This is a genomic window from Nocardia concava NBRC 100430 (assembly GCF_000308815.1).
GTDB lineage: Bacteria > Actinomycetota > Actinomycetes > Mycobacteriales > Mycobacteriaceae > Nocardia > Nocardia concava.
Map to the genome: position 1 here is coordinate 1 of NZ_BAFX01000109.1, position 19,267 is coordinate 19,267.

Consider the following 19,267-nt stretch of genomic DNA (forward strand, 5'->3'; position numbering starts at 1 on the left):
GCCCGGCACCGACCACCGGGCAGTCGTCGCCCGCCTGCGCCTGTAGCGAGCCGTATACCGCAGGCGGGCAGAGCAATTCGATGTCGGGGCCGCTTATCAGAGTGTCCGCAGGATCTTCTCGGACGGGGATCCGGGCTCCACGGTGTAGAGGCCGAGGGTCTGGTCGAGATCGCCGCTGGGTGTGAAGGCTTCGAAGCCGAGGCTGAGTTCCCCGGCGATCGGGTGGCGGTAGCGCTTGACGCCGAAGGTCGGTCGGTAGACGTCCTGCCGAGGCCACCAGCGGCGGAAATCCGGATCGTCGGACAGTTCGCCGACCAGTGCGGCGAGCCGTGGATCGCGGGGGTTACGACCGGCGTAGAGATGCAGCATGCCGATGTTCTCGCGTGCGGTCTCGGCCCAGTCGAGGTAGAGATCGCGGGCGGCGGGGTCGAGGAACATGAAGCGGGCCATGTTCCACTCACCGGCCGCGACGTCGTCGAAGCCGGGGTAGAAGGTGCGGGCCAGGCGGTTCATCGCCAGCACGTCGAGGCGGTGTCCGAGAACCATCGCGGGGATCGCGGTGATGTTGTCCAGGACCCGCGCCAGGCCCGGGCGTACCTGCTGAACGTTCGGAAGTGGCTGCGGGCCTGAGGGTTTTGCCAAGGCGAACAGGTGATCGCGTTCGGTGTCGTCGAGTTGCAGAGCGCGGGCCACCGCATCGAGCACCGCCGCCGAGACATGGGTGTTGCGGCCGCGCTCGAGCTGTACGTAGTAATCGACGCTGACCCCGGCCAGCTGGGCGACTTCCTCGCGACGCAGACCCGGCACCCGGCGAACACCGGGATGCGGGGGCAACCCGGCCGCCTCCGGGCTTATCCGCGCCCGCCGCGACCGCAGGAACTCTCGAAGATCGGTTTCGATCACGATTGCCCAGGCTAACGGCACCCGGGACACAGAGGGGGTACATCCGTACCCCCGGTACGTCCTCCCCCGGGGAAAACCGTAGTCTGCCTGGGATTTTGCGTCAGTGGTGTGCTCAAAGGGTCCCACTCACCACTGACGGAGGTCGCAGACAAATGAACGAATCCAAGATCATCTTGGTGACCGGAGCATCCAGCGGTATCGGCGAGGCCACGGCCCGCAAGCTGGCCGCCGCCGGCCACCACGTCGTCCTGGGGGGCGCGGCGCACGGACCGCCTGGCTCAGCTCGTCACCGAGCTGAAGGAAGCCGGACACGACGCGGAGTACGCGCGGCTCGACGTGACCGACCTGGAGAATGTGCGAGCGGTCGTCACCGACGTACTCGCCCGCCACGGACGGGTCGACGTCCTGGTCAACAACGCCGGCGTCATGCCGCTGTCCATGGTCGAAGACCTGCGGGTCGACGACTGGAATCAGATGATCGACGTCAACCTGCGCGGTGTGCTGCACGGCATCGCGGCGGTGCTGCCGTCGATGCGCGAGCGCCGGTCCGGGCACATCGTGAATATCGCATCCACCGCCGCCGACCGGGTGGATCCGACCGGCGTGGTCTATTCCGCGACCAAGTACGCGGTGCGCGCCATCTCCGAAGGATTGCGCCAGGAGACCGCCGACATCCGGGTCACGCTCGTCAACCCCGGACTCACCCGCACCGAACTCACCCACTCCGGCGGCACTCCCGAACTGCAGGCCGCGGTCCGAGACGCACTCGCCGGAGCCGGTCTCGACGCCTCCGCGATCGCCGCGGCCATCGACTACGCCATCGGCCAGCCCGAAGGCGTGGACGTCAACGAGATCATCGTCCGCTCGACCGCCTCGCTCCAGGGCTGAAAACACCGGAAGGACAAGAGAAATGACATGGCAATTCGATGGAAAGTCGGCACTCGTCACCGGCGGCGGCAGCGGCATCGGGCGGGCCAGCGCATTGGCATTGGCGGCCGAAGGGGCGATCGTGACGGTCGCGGGCCGCACCGAGGCGAGCCTGAAAGAGACGGTCCGGCAGATCGAATCAGCAGGCGGCACAGCGCGATTCGTGGTGGCCGACGTGACCGAGGAGGCGCAGTTGAAACGGGCCGTCGAGGCCGCGGTCTCGGGTATCGGCCATTTGGACATCGCGTTGAACAATGCCGGGTATGACGGCGAGTATCAGCTGACCTGGGAGTACTCGGCCGACCTGCTCGATCGCATGATCGCCACCAACCTCCGGGGCGTCTTCCTCGCCATGAAATACGAACTCCAGCAGATGGTTTCACAGCGATCCGGCGCGATCGTGAACATGGCCTCCGGCGCCGGCCTGGTCGGAGTGGCGGGCTTCTCCGGCTACACCGCCACCAAGGCGGCCACGATCGCCATGACCAAGAGCACCGCACTCGAGGCCGCGCCCTATGGAATTCGCGTCAACGCGGTCGCACCCGGGTTGGTCGAAACCCCCATGATCGCCACCCAGGACCCGAACACCGAACCGATGAAGTCGATCATCGCCTCGCATCCGCTCGGGCGAATCGCGACCGCGGAGGAGATCGCCGACGCCGTCGTCTGGCTCAGTTCCGGAAAAACCAGCTTCATCACCGGCGCGACCATCCCCGTCGACGGCGGATACACGGTGCCCTGAACAGGCGCTCAGCAGCGGACCGCCCCGTGGCCGGAACGCCACGGGGCCGAGTCCCTTTCCAGTACAAGGAGATACGACATGCCAACCATGAACCCCAGGACTTGGTTGATCACCGGAAGCTCGCGCGGGTTCGGCCGCAGTCTCGCGCGGGCCGTCCTCGCCGCGGGCGACAATCTGGTCTCGTCCGCGCGAAATCCTGTGGCCCTCAGCGATCTCGCCGAGGAATTCGGCGATCGGGTACTGCCCTTCACCCTCGACGTGACCCGACCCGAGCAGGCCCGGCTTGCCGTCGCCACGGCGGTGGAGCGGTTCGGGCGTCTCGATGTGGTCGTCAACAACGCCGGTTACGCCAATCTCGACTCGATCGAGCACATCACCGAGGACGATCTGCGTGCCCAGGTGGAAACCAACCTGTGGGGCGTCGTCAACGTCACGCGCGCCGCGCTGCCCGTGCTGCATCGCCAGCGCGCCGGGCACATCATCCAATTCTCGTCGATCGGCGGGCGGCAGGGCTCACCCGCGCTCGGCGCGTACCAGCTGTCCAAGTTCGCGGTCGGCGGATTTTCCGAGGTGCTCGCGGCGGAGGTCGCGCCGCTGGGCATCAAGGTCACCATCATCGAACCCGGCGGCTTCCGCACCGACTGGGCAGGCCCGTCGATGCGCACCGCGCACGCTCTGGACCCCGATTACGAACCGACGGTCGGGGCGATGATCAGGCGGCTGCGTGACAACCACGGCCACGAGGACGGCGACCCCGACCGCGCCGCCGAGGTCATCGTCGAACTCGTCGGACTCGCCGACCCGCCGCTTCGACTGCTGCTCGGCAGCTATGCGCTCGAACGCGCGGCCGACATCCTCGAACGGCAATCGGCGTCCGATCGGAAATGGGCCTACCTGAGCAAACGAACCGACTTTCAACCCGAGGAGGACGCGAAATGACCACCGCGGCAACCGAAACCATCACCATCGGCGGCGATTTGACCGTCGGCCGCATCGGATACGGCGCCATGCAGTTGACCGGGCCCAAGGTCTGGGGCGAATACCCCGACCGAGAACGCGGAATCGCGCTGCTGCGCACCGTCGTCGAGAAGGGCGTGACCTTCATCGACACGGCCGACGTCTACGGGCCCCACTCGAACGAGGAACTCATTCGTGATGCCCTGCATCCATATCCGGACGATCTGGTGATCGCCACCAAGGGCGGCTTCGTCCGCGGTGGACCGGAATACAGCGATATGGGCGCGGTCGGGAACCGGTACTACCTGCGGCAAGCGGCCCACATGAGTGCCCGCAGGCTCGGACTGGACCACATCGACCTGTACTACCTGCACACACCGACGATGACCGATGCCCCCTTCGAGGACATCATCGCAACCCTCGTGCGGATGCGCGAGGACGGGCTCATCCGCCACATCGGACTCTCCAATGTCAGTGCGGACCAGCTGCGGACGGCGCTCGACATCACCGACATCGCCGCTGTCACAGTGCATTACAACGTCGCCGAGCGTCTCGGCAGCGCCGTCCGGCAGCTCGCGCAGCAGTCGGGCATCGTGTTCTCGCCCTGGCATCCCGGCGCTATCCCCGGAGGCGAGGCGGGCGAGCCCTTGCACCGCGTGATCGATCCCATTGCCGCGCAATACCGTGCCACACCCCGGCAGATCGCCCTCGCCTGGCAACTGCACCGGGGCGGACAGGTGCTGCCCATCCCCGGTACGACCAGCATTGAGCACCTCGAGGAGAATCTCGGTGCCGCGGCAATCGAACTCTCTCCGGCCGAGGTCGCTGCCATCACCGCCCTTGTCCCCGAAGAACATTGAGGACATGACGCGCCGCCCTCATCACGGTGTGGGTGGACGCGTCGAGGGCGGTCAGGCGGACCGCTCGATGCAGGCAGCCTGATCCGGCTCACCCGCTGACTCTCGCGGTGTCAGGTCGATGCGGATGACGAGCAGGTCTGCGCCGAGTGCGCGGACGACGATTGCGTTGAGCATGCGCAGTGGGTGCCAACGGACAAGTCGCCGTTGTCTTTCCAGGGGATCCTCGTTCGGCAGGACTGTCGCCCATCCGTCCCGCCAGACGAAACGCCAACCCTGTCGGAGCTTTACGCGTACGGCGGGCTCGGCGATCAGGTTGCGGACGTATCCGGCGCGGTAGCCGTGTTCGGCGATGATCCAGAAGGCGTCGCCCTCCAGGCCATTGCCGACCGGTGTGCGGTATCGCCGCCCGGTGCGGCGGCCCACCGTTTCCACGAGCGCGTATCCGAACGGGACGAAGCCGCTCCGGAAGAGCAGGCGCACAACGGGATTGAGCAGGTAGCGCTGAAAGACCGTCACCACGGCCCGTTTTCGGTGCGGCCACAGGATGGTGAGCGGGATGTTGATCAGGAGCACGGCCGACTCCAGCAGGGGGACCAGCGGAGAGGAGGAGGCCGTGGGGTCGATCTTCCAGGTGATCCAGGCCAGGGCGGTCAGGCCCACCGACCCGGTGATCACGGCGTGCGAGCGTACTTTTCGAAGCAATTCCATACGAACGTATTGTTCCATACGAGTGTATGGTTGTCGATGTGCGGAAATACGGATCGACGAGCCGGGAGCAGCTCACGGACGCGGTGTTCGCCATCGCGGGCGCGAAAGGGCTGGACGCCGCGAGCATTCGTGAGGTCGCGTCCGCCGCCGAGGTGTCCATCGGCGCGGTGCAGCATCACTTCACCACCAAGGACGAGCTCTACGCCTTCGCGTTCGAACAGCTCACCGCCCGCGTGCGCGCCCGCATGGGCGATATCGACCCGGGCGCCCCGCTGGCCGACCGACTGATCACGGCACTGTCCCAACTACTTCCGCTCGACGCCGTGCGCGAGCACGAAGCGCGGGTCATGGTCTCGTTCGCCGCCCGCGCGGCGACCAGCGGCACCCTCGCCGAGATCCAGCGCCGCACCCTGACCGAGATTCGCCACGAACTGGAGGAGCAACTGACCGCCGCGAATCTCCCGAACCCGGCGACACGAGCCGCTCTACTGCTCGCGGCGGTCGACGGCCTCGCCCTCGACGCGGTCAGCGCCGGGATCTACTCCCCCGACGACCTGACCGCCGCCCTCTCATTACAGGTGCGCGCGCTCCTCACTCGAAGCTGACCTGCCAGTGCTTGATGCCGTTGATCCAGCCGGAGCGCAGGCGCTGCGGCTCGGCCAGCTGGCGCAGATTCGGCATGACATCGGCGATGGCATTGAACATCAGGTCGATTTCCAGCCGGGCGAGATTCGCGCCCACGCAGTAGTGGGTGCCGGTGCCGCCGAAGCCCAGGTGCGGGTTGGGGTCGCGGAGGATATCGAAGGTGAACGGGTCGGCGAAGGCGGCCTCGTCGAAATTGGCCGAGCTGTAGAACATTCCGACGCGATCACCCGCGGCGATCGGCTGCCCGGCCAGTTCGGTGTCCCGGGTGGCGGTGCGCTGGAACGCGGTGACGGGCGTCGCCCAGCGCACGATCTCGTCGGGCGCGGTGCGGGGCCGCTTGTCGCGGAACAACTCCCACTGCTCGGGGTGATCGACGAAGGCCTTCATACCGTGGGAGATGGCATTGCGCGTGGTCTCGTTGCCCGCGACGGTCAGCAGGATGACGAAGAACCCGAATTCGTCGGAGCCCAGCGCCTCCCCGTCGATGTCAGCGGTGACCAACCGGCTGACGATGTCATCGGCGGGACAGGCGCGCCGCTGCTCGGCCATGTTCCAGGCGTAGCCGAGGATCTCGGCGGAGGCCACCAGCGGATCGCCGTACTCCGGATCGTCGTAGCTGAGCATCTGATTCGACCAGTCGAACAGGCGGTGGCGATCGGCCTGCGGGACACCGAGCAGTTCGGCGATCGCCTGCAGCGGTAGCTCACAGGCCACCTGCTGGACGAAATCGCCGCCGCCGGTCTTCCTGGCCTCGTGGACGATTCGCTCGGCGCGTTCGGTCAACGCCGCGCGCAACCCCTCGACCGCGCGCGGCGTGAACCCCTTCGACACGATGCGCCGGGTGCGGGTGTGCTTGGGCGGATCCATGTTCACCAGCGACGCGCCGTTGAGCTCCAACTGCTCCGGCGTGGTGTCCGAGGGCATGCGGATGATCGACCCGTTCCGGCTGGAGGAGAACAGCTCCGGCTGCCGCGACACCTCCCGGATGTCCTCGTGCCGGCTCACCACCCAGAAGCCCTTGTCCCCGAACGGCGCCGCCTGTGCGGGCGTCTGCGCGTTCCACCAGACCGGCGCGTTGCGGCGCAGCTCGGCGAACTCCTCGACGGGACTGCGGGTCGCCCAGAGTTCCGGATCGGTGAAATCGAATCCGGCCGGGATCGATGGACGCGGCATGGTCGCTCCTGAGGCTCGCGGTCTGTCCGGCCACCCAAGCACCGTCGCGCCCCGCGAATCCGCCCCCGGTTCCAGCCAGTGGAACCGGCCTGGCTACCGATACGAGAAAGGCCCGGAACCTGATGGTTCCGGGCCTTCCGCTTTAGTAGCGGGGACAGGATTTGAACCTGCGACCTCTGGGTTATGAGCCCAGCGAGCTACCGAGCTGCTCCACCCCGCGTCGGTGAACACAACATTACACACGGGCTGGCAGTAGCGCCAAATCGTCTGGTCAAGGCGCATTTTTGCGATCTTTGGGCGGTAGCGGACCCGGGGCTGGCACAGCGAGGCGAGCCGGACGGGCACCCACTAAGCGGAGTGATCAGGTTGAAAATCCTCCGTTTGAAAGGCTCGCGCGCACGTATGGCCGTCGGAATGGCCGGAAAACGTGACTCACATCACCATTTCACTGTGAGTCGAGTCACATCACGGGTAGATAACAGACCGATCGGGATTGGCATTTACAGCATAGCCAACCTGCATCAACGCCGTTTTCGGCATCATTCGCTTCATGCAATTCTGGAGTTATCAAGACGTGATCTGCCGAGATTTACTCGTTATCGTCAGTTCCGGCCCGGATCAAACCTGAGACGGGCACCGACCCCGACCGCTGCACTCCGGAAACCCTGTCCCGCGGTCGGGCACCCAAGCCTCCTGGGGACAGGGACACGACGCAGCAAATGCGTCGGGTCGGGGCAGCGCAGGGAGGGAATACACCATGAAACAGAACCGGAAGATCAACACTCGCGCCCTCGGCCTCGCCGCCGTCACCGGCGCACTTGTTGCCGTCCCGTTCGGCTTCACCGCAACCGCTTCGGCCGCCCCCGCCCACGACTGGGACGGCGTCGCCCAGTGTGAGAGCGGCGGCAACTGGGGTATCAACACCGGCAACGGCTACTACGGCGGACTGCAGTTCACGCAGAGCACCTGGGCCGCGAACGGCGGCTCCGGCAACGCCGCCAATGCCAGCAAGGCCGAGCAGATCCGCGTGGCCGAGAACGTGCTGGCCACCCAGGGTGTCGGCGCTTGGCCGGTGTGCGGCCAGTACCTGCGTACGGGCGTTTCCGAGCCCGAGCCCGAGGCCGCCCCGGAGCCCGCCGCTCCCGCGCCGGCCCCCGCCCCGACCGACCGCCAGGTCCTCATCGAGCAGGCCAAGGGCGTCGCCGGCGGTCTCGCCGAGCAGTTCGGCGTGCAGGATCAGTACAACCAGGTCATGCAGGCGAACGCCGCTCTCATCGAATCGTGGGGCAAATAGCCCAAAACTCCTTCCCTTATCGGAAGTAATGGAAAGGTGCTGTCATCAATGACGATGACAGCACCTTTCGCTAATTGCGGGCAATAACTATTAATATGCGGCAGTAAATTGCTCCTTGTTTTCGCGAGCCCATTCCTGGAAGGTTCGCGGTGACCGGCCCGTGACGGCGGCGACCGTCGGATGCACGACCGAGGTGAAGGACTCCAGGGCCGTGGCGCGCAGAGCCATGATGGCCGAAGCCATCTCGGGGTCGACGCCGAAGCGCAGCAGGTCCGCCCGGGCGGCCTCCGGGGAGATCTCCTCGAAACGCACTGGGCGGCCGAGGATTCCGGACAGGATGGCGGCCTGCTCGCCCGGCGAGAGGGCCCGGGGACCGGTCAGCGTGTAGACCTGACCGGCGTGGCCGGGCTCGGTGAGCGCGGCGACCGAGACCGCGGCGATATCGTCGGGATCGATGACCGCGATCCGACCGTGACCGAAAGGCGCACGGACGGTTGACGATTCACGGATCGACCGGGCCCAGTGCAGGGCATTGGACATGAATCCCATGGGGCGCACCATGGTCCAGTCGAGCCCGCTCGCGCGGACCGCGTCCTCGCCCGCGCGATGCCAGGACGGGATCGGATCGGTGGCGGCCTCGTCACCGGCGCGACCGGAGGACAGCTTCACGATGTGCTCGACGCCCGCGGCGGCGGCAGCGGTCGCGAGATTGGCGTCGTGCGTTGGGATCTCGGGCCCCGCGGTCGAGAGGAAGACGCGGCGGACACCGGCCAGGGCGGCGGGCAAGGTGGCGGGGTCACCGAGATCGGCGCGCACCACCTCGACGGCCGCGGGCAGATCGGCCGACTCGGGGCGGCGGGTGAGCGCCCGCACCGGCAGGCCCGCGGCCAGCAGCCGGTCGATCACGGCCCGGCCGACGGTGCCGGTGGCTCCGGTCACGAGATACATGATTGCTCCATTCATCGAGGTACAGCGGGCGATTCCCGCCCCTCGATGGTGCAATCCACGCGGAAACATGACCATCAACCGCCGCAATTTCGCTCGAAGCCTCCATGATCAGCGGCTACATTGCGGGATTTCCGCCATCGAATTGCCCTGAATACGCGAAAGGCGCTGTCACCCAAGGGATGACAGCGCCTTTCAGGCTCACGGAAAGGCTATCCGCCCGCCTTCTGGTAGTTGTTCACCGCGGTCTGCAGCTGCTCCAGCGCCCGGCCGAGCGCGCCCAGGTCGCCGGACTTCTGCGCGTCCTGGACCCCCTTCAAGGCGTCGTCGAGCTGCTTGACCGCCGCGTCCTTACCGGCCGAGCCGGTGGCCGGAGGCGCCACCGGGGTGGTCGGCGGCGTCGCGCCCTGGGTCGGCGGGGTGACCACCTGTCCCGGCTGATCGGTCGCGGCACTGCTGGCCGCGGGCAGCACCTGGTCCAGCGCCTCCTTGAGGGTGGCCCCGTAGCCGACCTTGTCGCGGTAGCTGGCCAGCACCTTCACCAGCTGCGGGAAGGACGGCGCGTTGGGTCCGCCGGTATTGCGTTCCAGATACCAGGGTTCGACGTACAGGATGCCGCCGTCACCGATCGGCAGGGTCAGCAGATTGCCGTACTTGATCTTGTTGACATTGCCGCCGGTCAACAGGTTCCGGTCCCGCGACACTTGATCGGCCGTCGTCATGGACGTCTGTGTCTGGCCCGGGCCCGAGGTCTGCGTATCGGGCGGCAGCTTCAAAACGGTGATCTTGCCGTAGTTCTCGGGATCGGAGTGCGCCTGGATGTAGGCCGACATGTACTGCCGCTTGTAGCCCACCATCGCACTGGTCAGCGTGAACTGCGGCGGCTCCTTCGGGGCCTTCGGGTCGCCGAGCAGCACGTAGTACGGCGGCTGGTGCGCGGTGCTGGCCGCACCCTCCTGGGTCGGATCATTGGGCACCGACCAGAAGGCGTTGCCGTTGAAGAACTCCGTCGGATCGTCCACGTGGTACTTGGCGAGCATCTCGCGCTGCACCTTGAAAAGGTCCTCGGGATAACGGAAGTGCTTGCGCAGCTCGTCCGGGATCGAGCTCTCCGGCTTGACCGTGCCGGGGAACACGCCCTCCCACGCCTTGAGCACCGGGTCGGTCTTGTCCACCTCGTAGAGGCTGACGGTGCCGTCGTACGCGTCGACGGTGGCCTTCACCGAGTTCCGGATGTAGGAGACCTCCTTGCGGGGTAGTAGACGCCCCGTGGTCTGGTCGATGCTGTCCTCGACCGCACCGTCCAGCGGAGTCCGCTGCGCGTACGGGTAGTTGTCGAGGGTGGTGTAGCCGTCCACGATCCAGACGATGCGGCCGTTCACCACCGCCGGGTAGACATCGCCGTCGGCGGTCAGCCACGGCGCGACCTGGGTGACGCGATCGTGCGGATTGCGGTTGAAGATGATCTTCGAATCCGGTCCGATGGCGCTGGAGAACAGGATGTTGCGCTCGGCGTACTTGGCCGCGAAGGCCAAGCGGTTGAACCAGTTTCCGATCGGCACGCCGCCGCTGCCGCCGTAGGTGGAGTTGGCGTTGGGGGTGTCGTACTCCTTGGCGGGCTGGCCGTTGGCGCCGACGATGGCGTAGTCGGCATCGCTCTTGGAGATCAGCTCGCCGAAGTAGATGCGCGGCTGGTCGACCGGGATGGCCTGCTTGTCCTTCGGCGTGTCGATATCGCTCACCGTCTTCTTGCCGTCGCAGACGTCGAAGACCGGGTAGCCGTAGCCGCCGCCGGAATCGCTGCCCACGGTCTGCTGGGCCTGTGCGGATTCCTTGGGCGGGGCCGCGTTCACCTTGTTGGCCGGCGAGGCGATGAAGCCGTTGCCGTGGGTGTACACGGTGTGCTTGTTGAGCCAGTTGGTCTGGTTCTCGGACAGGTTCTGCGGCTGCAGCTCGCGCGCGGCCACGATGTAGTCGCCCTTTTCGCCGCAGATGGTGTAGCGGTCGATGTCCAGCGGGTCCGGGAAGCCGTAGAAGTTCTGCAGCTGCAGGTTGCGCTGAATGAAGGTCTGGGTCAGCAGGTTCGGGTCCAGCAGCCGGATGTTCTTGATGGTCTGCTGGTCCTGGGCGGAACTGATCTGATCGTTGGACGCCACGCCCTTGTAATCGACGTACTGGACCTTGTCCGGGGTGAGCCCGTACGCGTCACGGGTGGCCGCGATATTGCGCTCGATGTAGGAGCGCTCCTTGGTGGTGGCGTTCGGCTTCACCGAGAACTGCTCCACCAGCAGCGGCCACACCGCGCCCACCAGCACCGAGGACAGCACCAGCAGCGCCGCCGCCATGGCCGGAATCCGCAAGTCGCGCAGCACGACTCCGGCGAAGAAGGCGATGGCGCAGATGACCGCGATGGACAGCAGGATCAGCTTGGCCGGCAGCACCGCGTTGATATCGGTGTACGAACCGCCGGTGAAGGTCGGCTCCTTGCGGCTGCTCGACAGCAGCGCGTAGCGGTCGAACCAGTACGCGACGGCCTTGAGCAGCACGAAGATTCCGGCGATCACCGCCAGCTGCACGCGCGCCGAGCTGCTCAGCGCGCCCTCGCGGCCGGACAGCCGCAGGCCGCCGAACACGTAGTGCGCCACCAGGTTCGCGAAGAACGCGATCACCACGGCGACGAACAGCCAGTTCAGCACCATGCGGTAGAACGGCAGGTCGAAGGCGTAGAAGCCGATGTCCAGATGGAACTGCGGATCCTGCTGCCCGAACGAGCCGCCGTGCAGGAACAGCTGCACCGTCACCCAGCTCGACTGCGCGACCAGGCCCGACAGCGCGCCGATCAGCACCGGGATGCCGATGCCGAACAGCTTGAGCCGGCTCATCACCGTGGTGCGATAGCGGGCGATCGGGTCGCCTGGGCCGCTGGCGGGCACGAATACCGGCCGCGACCGGTAGGCCAGCAGCAACGCCGCCCAGATGATCAGCGCCACCACGATGGTGACCACCAGGAACAACAGGATCCGGGTGATCAGGACGGTGGTGAAGACTTTGCGGAATCCCACCTCCCCGAACCACAACCAGTTCGTGTAGGCGTCGGTGAGCCGGGGCCCGACCAGTAACAGTGCGGCCAGCACCAGTGCCGTGACGAGCAGTATGCGGCTGCGTCGGGACAGCGAAGGTAAGCCGGTCGGGGGGCGCATGCCCACGATGCCACTCTCCCAGGGTCCGGCGGCGCGCCGGGCCGATATGCCGGTCCGGAGCGCCGCAGTCCGATGATTCGAGTTGGTCCCGGGGGACCGTTCGCGCCCCACTCTACGTAAAACGCCCGTCCGGCGGCCCGACACCTGCCGGGCAGTCTGCATCCGGACATGTCGGGCATGCCGCACGGTCGCCGCCGTGCGGAAGGAACGGCCTGATCACGCTGGTGGGCAAGGGTGTCGATCCGCCGCCACCGACGGGGCTTTCGCTCAAGGCGCAACCCCTCGACCCGCGCTCCGGACGGCCGCGCGGCGATGCGAGGATTGCGGGGTGAATCCAGAGCAGTGGGCGGCGTCGGCCCTGTACCGGTCCATTCGGGAAGTCGCGGAGTATGTCGACGGCGAGGGGTGGGACCGCCCGCCACAGATGTTCGCGCTGGTCCCGACCGCCGATCTGGTCGCCGCCGAGCCCGGACTGCTGGATCAGCTCGACGCCCACAACGCGCTGACTCCCATTGCGCAGGAACCCTTCCCGGACGACATCGCGGGTGAGGCCGACGCCAGGGCGTTGGACGAATTCCTGGGCACCACCAGCTGGCCCGCCTCGGTCGAGGGCTGTGTGCTGGCCCAGCAGATCGTGGTGCTGCCGCCCACCGCCGAGCAGACCCTCGACGACGCCATCGCGCCGCTGCTGGCCGACCGCGACGCCGCCGACCAGGCCGGGCGGCAGGCCGCGCTGACCCACGCCGACCGCCGCGACGCGCGACTGTTCGTGGGAGTACTACGCGACGGCACGTCGCTGTCGCTGCTACAGGTCCGCCCGGCAGAGGACGAAGAGGACCCGTTCGGCGACCTCGAACTGCGCACCGCCCCGAACCTGGCCACGAACCTGGTCGAGGCGCTGCTCCATACGCTCGAGAACGACCCCGACGAGTTCTGAGCTAACCGCAGCTCGGGACGTCCTTGCCCGCGTTGATGTCCTCGAGGGATTGGACTGCGCCGGAGAGGTTTTCGACCTTGACCAGGCGCAGGCCCTCGGGGGTGCGCTGGGCGGCCTCGTTGCAGTTGGCGGCGGGGACCATGAAGGTGACGGCGCCGGCCTCGCGGGCGGCGATCATCTTGTATTGGATGCCGCCGATCGGGCCGACCTTGCCGTCCGGGTCGATGGTGCCGGTGCCGGCGACGAACTTGCCGCCGGACAGCTCGCCGGTGGTGAGCTTGTCGATCAGGGCCAGGGTGAACATGAGCCCGGCCGAGGGGCCGCCGATCTCGCCGAGGTTGAAGTCGACCTTGATCGGGCCCTTGGAGATCTCGTCGGGAGTGATGCCGAGGTAGCCCTTGTTGGCGTCGTCGGGCCGCGCGGCCAGGGTGATCTCGGCGGTCTGCTCGACGCCGTCGCGGCGGAACACCACCTTCACCGCGGTGCCGGGCTTGACCGAGGAAACCGCGGCGACAACGTCTTTGGCGGTGGTGATCGTCTTGCCGTCGATGCTGGCCAGCTCGTCGCCCTTCTTCAGGACGTCCTTGGCGGGCCCGTCGTCGGAGACATTCGCCAGTTGCACCGCGGTCGGCAGCTTCAGGTAATTCAGGGCCGCCAATTCGGCGGAATCCTCGGAATCCTTGAACTGCTGCTGATTGGATTTGTCTACATCGTCACGCGATTGTCCCGGCGGATAGACCTCCGCGCGCGGCACCAAACCGTGCTGACCGTCGACCCACAAGCCGATCGCCTCGAAGATATTCAGCTTGTCGCGAACGGACACCGTCGTCATATTGAGGTTGCCGGAGGTGGGTTTCACCTCCACGCCCTGCACCTCGACCACCTGTTTGCCCTCGACTTCGCCCAGCGTATTGAAGGTCGGGCCAGGTCCGAGCGCCACGAACGGGACGGTGACGACACTGCCCACGATTCCCAGCACCAGAATCGGGACCAGGGCGGCCAACAGGGTGACAATGCGGCGGTTCACGCGGCCAAGGGTACTGGTCATCAAGGCCATTGCCGCGCTCCGCTCGGCGGTTCGCGTGGTCCGTGGCTCCAGTACCGTAGTAGCTATGAGTGATTTCCCGTTCGGATTCTCGAACCGCGATGACGATCCGGAGCGCAAGCCCGGGGACCAGTCGGGCGGTTCTGGTGCGAACAACCCGTTCGGATTCCCCATCGGGGGTCAGGGCGGCGGCGGATTCGATCCCTCGCAACTCGGTCAGATGCTGACCCAGCTGGGCGCCATGTTCTCGGGCATGGGTCAGCCGGGCGCACAGAGCGGACCGGTCAATTACGACATCGCCAAGCGGTTGGCCCGGCAGCAGCTGGGAGCAACCGTCGCACCGGTGTCCTCCGGCTCGCAGAGCGCGGTGAACGACGCCGCGCATCTGGCGGAACTGTGGCTCGACGCGGCCACCACCTTCCCGGCGGGCGCGTCCAAGACCGTGGCGTGGACGGCCAACGACTGGATCGAGGAGACGCTGCCCACCTGGAAGCGGCTGTGTGATCCGGTGGCCGAACAGGTTTCGGGCATGTGGACCGCCACCCTCCCGGCCGAGGCCAAGGAGTTCGCGGCCCCGATGTTCGGGATGCTCGGGCAGATGGGCGGACTCGCCTTCGGCTCGCAGCTGGGTCAGGCGCTGGGCCAGCTCGCCAAGGAGGTGCTGACCTCCACCGATATCGGCCTGCCGCTGGGGCCGGACGGGACCGAGGCGCTGATGCCGACGGCCATCTCCGAATTCAGCGCCGGGCTCGAGCAGCCCGAGAGCGAGATCCTGGTCTACCTGGCCGCCCGCGAGGCCGCGCACCAGCGGCTGTTCGCGCACGTGCCGTGGCTGCGCCATCAGGTGCTGGGCGCGGTGGAGGATTACGCGCGCGGCATCAAGATGGACTTCTCGGCGATCGAGCAGGCCGCGGCGGGTCTGGATCCGATGACCCTCGCGCAGGATCCGTCGAAGCTGGAAGAGCTGCTCTCGCAGGGCACCTTCGAGCCGCAGACCACGCCCGAGCAGAAGGCCGCGCTGGAACGGCTGGAGACGCTGCTGGCGCTGATCGAGGGCTGGGTCGAGACCGTGGTCACCGACGCCGTCGGCGATCGGCTGCCCGGTGCGGGCGCACTGGCCGAGACGCTGCGCCGGCGGCGCGCCACCGGCGGTCCGGCCGAGCAGACCTTCGCGACCCTGGTCGGGCTGGAACTGCGGCCGCGCAAGGTGCGCGAGGCGGCGGCGCTGTGGCGGCGGCTGACCACCGATGCCGGGCTGGAGAAACGTGACGGCGTCTGGGCGCACCCGGACCTGCTGCCCGACTCCTCGGATCTGGATTCGCCCGCGGGCTTCATCGATTCGGTGCTGGGCGGCGGCGAGGCGAGCGCCTTCGACGATCCGCTGGCGCAACTGGCCGAGACGGAGGCGCGCGAGCGCGCCGAGAAGGAAGCCAAGGGCGAGGACTCCGACGGGGAAGACGCGAAGTAGAGGTTGTGGATAACCTGCGAAAGCGCTGATGAACAAGCGTTTTCGCGGGTTTTCGCGTTTCCGGGGGCGCGCACGCTGGAGGCATGACGACCTCGACCGCGACGCGCGGACCCCTGCTGCATCCTCGAATCACCGTGCTGCTGCGGCCGAACGGTGCCGTGCAGCTCGGGTGGGATCCGGACGCGGCGGTGATCGTGCGGCCGCCCGGGCCGGTCGAGGCGGTGCCCGCGCTGCTGCGGCTGCTCGACGGGTCCCGCACCGAGGCCGAGTTTCTCTGGCAGGCGCGGGAATTGGGGTTCGGGATCGAGACGGCCCGGGCCTTGCTCGGTGAGCTGGCGGCGGCCGATCTGCTGGCCCGGGACGAACCGCGGTCCCGGTTGCGGAGTGTGCGGATTCACGGGCGCGGGCCGCTGGCGGACGCGGTGCTGGCGGGGGTGCGCCGAATCGGGTTGCGGGCCGGGCATTCTCACGACCGCTACGGCGAGGGGCTCGCGGCGAGCCTCGCCGCCGACCGCCCGGATCTGCTGGTGCTCTGCGATGCCCTGGTCCCCGATCCCGGGCTGGTCGCGGAGCTGATGCGCCAGGGCATTCCCCATCTGCAGGTGCGGGTTCGCGACGGGCGCGGGCTTGTCGGCCCGCTGGTGCTGCCCGGTGAAACCAGTTGTCTGCGCTGCGCGGATCTGTACCGCACCGAGCGCGAACCGGACTGGCCGCAGCTGGCCGCGCAGTTGCTGGGCCGAGTCGGATGCGCCTCCCCGGCGGGCGTCGCGATGACGGCGGCCTTGGCGCTCAAGGAAATCGAGACGGTGGCCTTCGGCCCGGCCGCGCGGCCACCGGCCACCCTGAACGCCACGCTGGAGCTGGATCCCGATGTTCCGCATCTGGATCGGCGCACGTGGCCCGCCCATTCCGGCTGCGGTTGCACCGAAGGAGCGGGACTGTGACGGAAACCACTATCGTTCGCGACCCGAACAAACACCCAATTCCCATGGCGCACCGTCTGGGACATCGGCATGATGGGAACGTGTCAGAGATTGTGAGCAAGCGCTCTTCCCGCAATGCCAAGCTGGCCAAGATTCCACTCGGCATCGCAGGGCGGGCGGCCGTGGGTTTCGGCCGCAAACTTGCCGGGGGAGACAAGCAGGAGATCAACGCCGAGCTGAACCAGAAGGCCGCCGAACAGCTGTTCGCGGTGCTCGGTGAGCTCAAGGGCGGGGCCATGAAGTTCGGCCAGGCGCTTTCGGTGATGGAGGCCGCCGTCCCGGAGGAGTTCGGCGAGCACTACCGCGAGGCGCTCACCAAGCTGCAGGCCGCCGCGCCGCCCATGCCCGCCGCCGCGGTGCACCGGCAGCTGGATCAGCAGCTGGGAACCGGTTGGCGGCAACGCTTCCGGGAGTTCGACGACCAGCCCACCGCCTCGGCCAGCATCGGCCAGGTGCACAAGGCCATCTGGTCCGACGGCCGCGTGGTCGCGGTGAAGGTGCAGTATCCGGGCGCGGACGAGGCGCTGCGCGCCGATCTCAAGACCCTCAACCGGATGGCGGGCATGATGGGCGCGCTGATTCCGGGCGCGGACGTCAAGCCGATCCTGGCCGAGATCAGCGAGCGCACCGAGGAGGAGCTGGACTACCGCATCGAGGGCGGGCACCAGCGCCAGTTCGCCAAGGCCTTCGACGGGCATCCGCGGTTCCTGGTGCCGAAGGTGGTGGCCAGCGCGCCGAAGGTGATCGTCACCGAGTGGCTGGACGGCGCCACGCCGGTCTCCAAGATCATCCAGCGCGGCATGGAGGATCCCGAGGGCACGGTCGAGGAGCGCAACCGCACCGCGGCGCTGATGGGCGAATTCCATTTCAGCTCACCGGCCATCGCGGGCCTGCTGCACGCCGATCCGCATCCGGGCAACTTCATGGTGCTCGAGGACGGCCGGCTCGCGGTCATCGACTACGGCGCCTGCGCTCCCCTACCCAACGGCTTCCCCAAGATCCTGGGGCAGATGGTGGCACTCGAGGTCGAGGAGCGCTACGACGAGCTGACCGCGCTGCTGCACGACAACGGCTGGGTCATCCCCGGCAAGACGGTCAGCATCGAGGAGATCCAGTCCTACCTGCGTCCCTTCACCGACCCCATCAAGACCGAGACCTTCCACTTCACCCGCCGCTGGATGCAACGCGTCGCGGGCAAGGCCACCGACATCTCCAACTCCGAGATGATGAAAACCGCCCGCTCGCTTCAACTCCCGGCCGAACACGTCATGATCTTCCGCGTCCTCGGCGGCTCCGTCGGCATCTGTGCCCAACTCGACGCCGAAGTCCCCTTCATGAAACTCATGCGCGACTGGGTCCCCGGCTACGCCGAAACCCTCAGCGCCGCAAGCTGACACCCCGACAGCTCGCTTGGCACGTTTGAAAAGCGTTCCAGCGCAAAACGACCCGCTTACCACACGGTAAGCGGGTCGTATGCGTTCAACTCCCCCGGAAGCCGGGGTACTCATGCCACCGCGACCTTGCGCGGACGCCCACGGGGGCGCTTGCGGGCGATCACGACACCCTGGTCGAAGATCTCGCCACCCCAGACACCCCAGGGCTCAGCGCGATCCAGAGCCGCCGACAGGCAGCCCTGACGGATCGGGCAAGACGCGCACAGCGTCTTCGCCTCTTCCAGCTGGGCGGGAGACTCGGCGAACCACAGGTCCGGGTTGCCGACTCGGCAGGGGATGGAGATGGTGACCGTCCGGCGGGTGCGGGCGGTCGTGTTGGCCACGGTGTTGCGGCATGTCACTCGTTCACGGATGACCGTGGTGGTAGACACGTCGGGCTCCTTCAGCTCGTGCTTTCGGTCGTTCGGTGTGTTCGCGAAGACCGGTGCCGGTGGCTGAGGGCCGATAAAACAATGGCCACGGTATTCGCGCTTTTCGCGATCCGTGGCCAGGAGGTCTGGGAGTGGTTCCCTACCTGAGTCGACTTCGGTGTCGACTCCTGATCACGGTCGCTGGGTCGGTGGTGTTGGGGCGGACTGCCGTCAGATGGACCGGACGCTCGGTTCCGGCCGGATCGGCGACGAACTCGACGGCCGCATATGCGGCAGCCGGCTGCCAGTCACCCTTGGGCTTGTCCTGCATGATCACGATCTGCTTGTCCGCTTGGGCTTTGCTTGCAAAGACCTGAAGGCCCAGATCGGCATTCACGCCGGACACACGAATCCCCTGCAACGCGAGGATCCCCCGGGAGGCGGACGCCAGGGACATGACAGGTGCGCATGCGAAACGCCCGGCGATACTGCCGGTCGAGATGCTGTTCACGATGCCGTTCATTGGTCTGCCTCCCTCCTTCACTCGTATGCGATCAGTTGTCTAAAGCGCGCGGGTTCTTCCCCGGTGCATGTGAACCACACTAGGTAGTCGTACGGATGCACACAACCTATTTTTGACCTGCGGTTTTGGGGGCTTGCCCACATTTTCTTTCGG

The 19,267-nt window shown here is 67.1% G+C and carries 18 protein-coding genes, 1 tRNA gene and 1 pseudogene; 11 read left to right on the top strand and 9 right to left on the bottom strand.

Annotation, left to right across the window (positions count from 1 at the left end; translation table 11 throughout):
- Window positions 1-96: 96 nt before the first annotated feature.
- A complete protein-coding gene (locus tag ON43_RS26225) occupies window positions 97-903 on the bottom strand; it encodes a helix-turn-helix transcriptional regulator (RefSeq protein WP_245568754.1) in 807 nt (268 codons plus the stop codon).
- A gap of 152 nt (window positions 904-1,055) precedes the next feature.
- Between ON43_RS26225 and ON43_RS47060 the strand changes: the two are divergent.
- From ON43_RS47060 to ON43_RS26245, 5 genes and pseudogenes are all read left to right on the top strand, one after another.
- Window positions 1,056-1,115 (top strand): annotated as a pseudogene (locus ON43_RS47060) (hypothetical protein); the annotation flags it as partial.
- Between the two features lie 82 nt (window positions 1,116-1,197).
- Entirely contained in the window at window positions 1,198-1,791 is a 594-nt protein-coding gene (locus ON43_RS26230) for an SDR family oxidoreductase (protein ID WP_306304983.1), read from the top strand.
- A gap of 22 nt (window positions 1,792-1,813) precedes the next feature.
- Window positions 1,814-2,572, top strand: a complete 759-nt coding sequence (locus ON43_RS26235; RefSeq protein ID WP_040811697.1) for an SDR family NAD(P)-dependent oxidoreductase — start codon at window positions 1,814-1,816, stop codon at window positions 2,570-2,572.
- A gap of 87 nt (window positions 2,573-2,659) precedes the next feature.
- Window positions 2,660-3,511, top strand: coding sequence for an oxidoreductase (locus tag ON43_RS26240; RefSeq protein ID WP_040811698.1), 852 nt, complete (start codon window positions 2,660-2,662; stop codon window positions 3,509-3,511).
- Complete coding sequence (locus tag ON43_RS26245; protein WP_040811699.1) at window positions 3,508-4,389, top strand: aldo/keto reductase; 882 nt, start codon at window positions 3,508-3,510, stop codon at window positions 4,387-4,389. Before ON43_RS26240 ends, ON43_RS26245 begins: the two co-directional genes overlap by 4 nt.
- Before the next feature lie 51 nt (window positions 4,390-4,440).
- Here the strand turns inward: ON43_RS26245 and ON43_RS26250 are convergent, their stop codons facing one another.
- A complete protein-coding gene (locus ON43_RS26250; protein ID WP_051179244.1) occupies window positions 4,441-5,064 on the bottom strand; it encodes a nitroreductase/quinone reductase family protein in 624 nt (207 codons plus the stop codon).
- A gap of 71 nt (window positions 5,065-5,135) precedes the next feature.
- Between ON43_RS26250 and ON43_RS26255 the strand changes: the two genes are divergently transcribed.
- A complete protein-coding gene (locus ON43_RS26255) occupies window positions 5,136-5,702 on the top strand; it encodes a TetR/AcrR family transcriptional regulator (RefSeq protein ID WP_245568756.1) in 567 nt (188 codons plus the stop codon).
- Here the strand turns inward: ON43_RS26255 and ON43_RS26260 are convergent.
- Together ON43_RS26260 and ON43_RS26265 are read right to left on the bottom strand one after the other, a co-directional pair.
- On the bottom strand, window positions 5,689-6,915 hold the full coding sequence (locus ON43_RS26260) for a cytochrome P450 (protein ID WP_040811701.1): 1,227 nt from the start codon (window positions 6,913-6,915) through the stop codon (window positions 5,689-5,691). The two genes, ON43_RS26255 and ON43_RS26260, sit on opposite strands and share 14 nt — an antisense overlap.
- A gap of 146 nt (window positions 6,916-7,061) precedes the next feature.
- Window positions 7,062-7,135: transfer RNA gene (locus ON43_RS26265), tRNA-Met, on the bottom strand.
- A 537-nt stretch (window positions 7,136-7,672) separates the two neighbouring features.
- On the opposite strand from ON43_RS26265, the gene ON43_RS26270 reads away from it, so the two are divergent.
- On the top strand, window positions 7,673-8,209 hold the full coding sequence (locus ON43_RS26270) for a transglycosylase family protein (protein WP_040811702.1): 537 nt from the start codon (window positions 7,673-7,675) through the stop codon (window positions 8,207-8,209).
- A 90-nt stretch (window positions 8,210-8,299) separates the two neighbouring features.
- Here the strand turns inward: ON43_RS26270 and ON43_RS26275 are convergent, their stop codons facing one another.
- Window positions 8,300-9,157 carry an SDR family oxidoreductase gene (locus ON43_RS26275; protein WP_040811703.1) on the bottom strand — a complete coding sequence of 286 codons (858 nt, stop codon included), beginning with the start codon at window positions 9,155-9,157 and terminating at the stop codon, window positions 8,300-8,302.
- A 209-nt stretch (window positions 9,158-9,366) separates the two neighbouring features.
- The gene (locus ON43_RS26280; protein ID WP_040811704.1) at window positions 9,367-12,360 is read right to left on the bottom strand and encodes a UPF0182 family protein; all 2,994 of its coding nucleotides are present in this window, start codon (window positions 12,358-12,360) and stop codon (window positions 9,367-9,369) included.
- Window positions 12,361-12,682: 322 nt separating this feature from the next.
- On the opposite strand from ON43_RS26280, the gene ON43_RS26285 reads away from it, so the two are divergent.
- The gene (locus tag ON43_RS26285) at window positions 12,683-13,291 is read left to right on the top strand and encodes a PPA1309 family protein (protein ID WP_040811705.1); all 609 of its coding nucleotides are present in this window, start codon (window positions 12,683-12,685) and stop codon (window positions 13,289-13,291) included.
- Window position 13,292: 1 nt separating this feature from the next.
- Here ON43_RS26285 and ON43_RS26290 read toward each other — a convergent pair whose 3' ends face one another.
- Window positions 13,293-14,318 carry a YlbL family protein gene (locus ON43_RS26290; RefSeq protein ID WP_218003370.1) on the bottom strand — a complete coding sequence of 342 codons (1,026 nt, stop codon included), beginning with the start codon at window positions 14,316-14,318 and terminating at the stop codon, window positions 13,293-13,295.
- Window positions 14,319-14,403: 85 nt separating this feature from the next.
- Between ON43_RS26290 and ON43_RS26295 the strand changes: the two genes are divergently transcribed.
- The 3 genes from ON43_RS26295 to ON43_RS26305 all read left to right on the top strand — a co-directional run bounded on the left by ON43_RS26295 (window position 14,404) and on the right by ON43_RS26305 (window position 18,181).
- A complete protein-coding gene (locus tag ON43_RS26295; protein ID WP_040811707.1) occupies window positions 14,404-15,804 on the top strand; it encodes a zinc-dependent metalloprotease in 1,401 nt (466 codons plus the stop codon).
- Window positions 15,805-15,887: 83 nt separating this feature from the next.
- On the top strand, window positions 15,888-16,748 hold the full coding sequence (locus ON43_RS26300) for a hypothetical protein (RefSeq protein WP_040811708.1): 861 nt from the start codon (window positions 15,888-15,890) through the stop codon (window positions 16,746-16,748).
- Window positions 16,749-16,792: 44 nt separating this feature from the next.
- Window positions 16,793-18,181: an ABC1 kinase family protein gene (locus ON43_RS26305; RefSeq protein ID WP_051179246.1), complete on the top strand. Its 1,389-nt coding sequence runs from the start codon at window positions 16,793-16,795 to the stop codon at window positions 18,179-18,181.
- Between the two features lie 110 nt (window positions 18,182-18,291).
- On the opposite strand, the gene ON43_RS26310 is transcribed toward ON43_RS26305, so the two are convergent.
- The gene (locus tag ON43_RS26310) at window positions 18,292-18,612 is read right to left on the bottom strand and encodes a WhiB family transcriptional regulator (RefSeq protein WP_040811710.1); all 321 of its coding nucleotides are present in this window, start codon (window positions 18,610-18,612) and stop codon (window positions 18,292-18,294) included.
- A gap of 139 nt (window positions 18,613-18,751) precedes the next feature.
- On the bottom strand, window positions 18,752-19,114 hold the full coding sequence (locus ON43_RS26315) for a hypothetical protein (RefSeq protein WP_040811711.1): 363 nt from the start codon (window positions 19,112-19,114) through the stop codon (window positions 18,752-18,754).
- Window positions 19,115-19,267 lie beyond the last annotated feature (153 nt).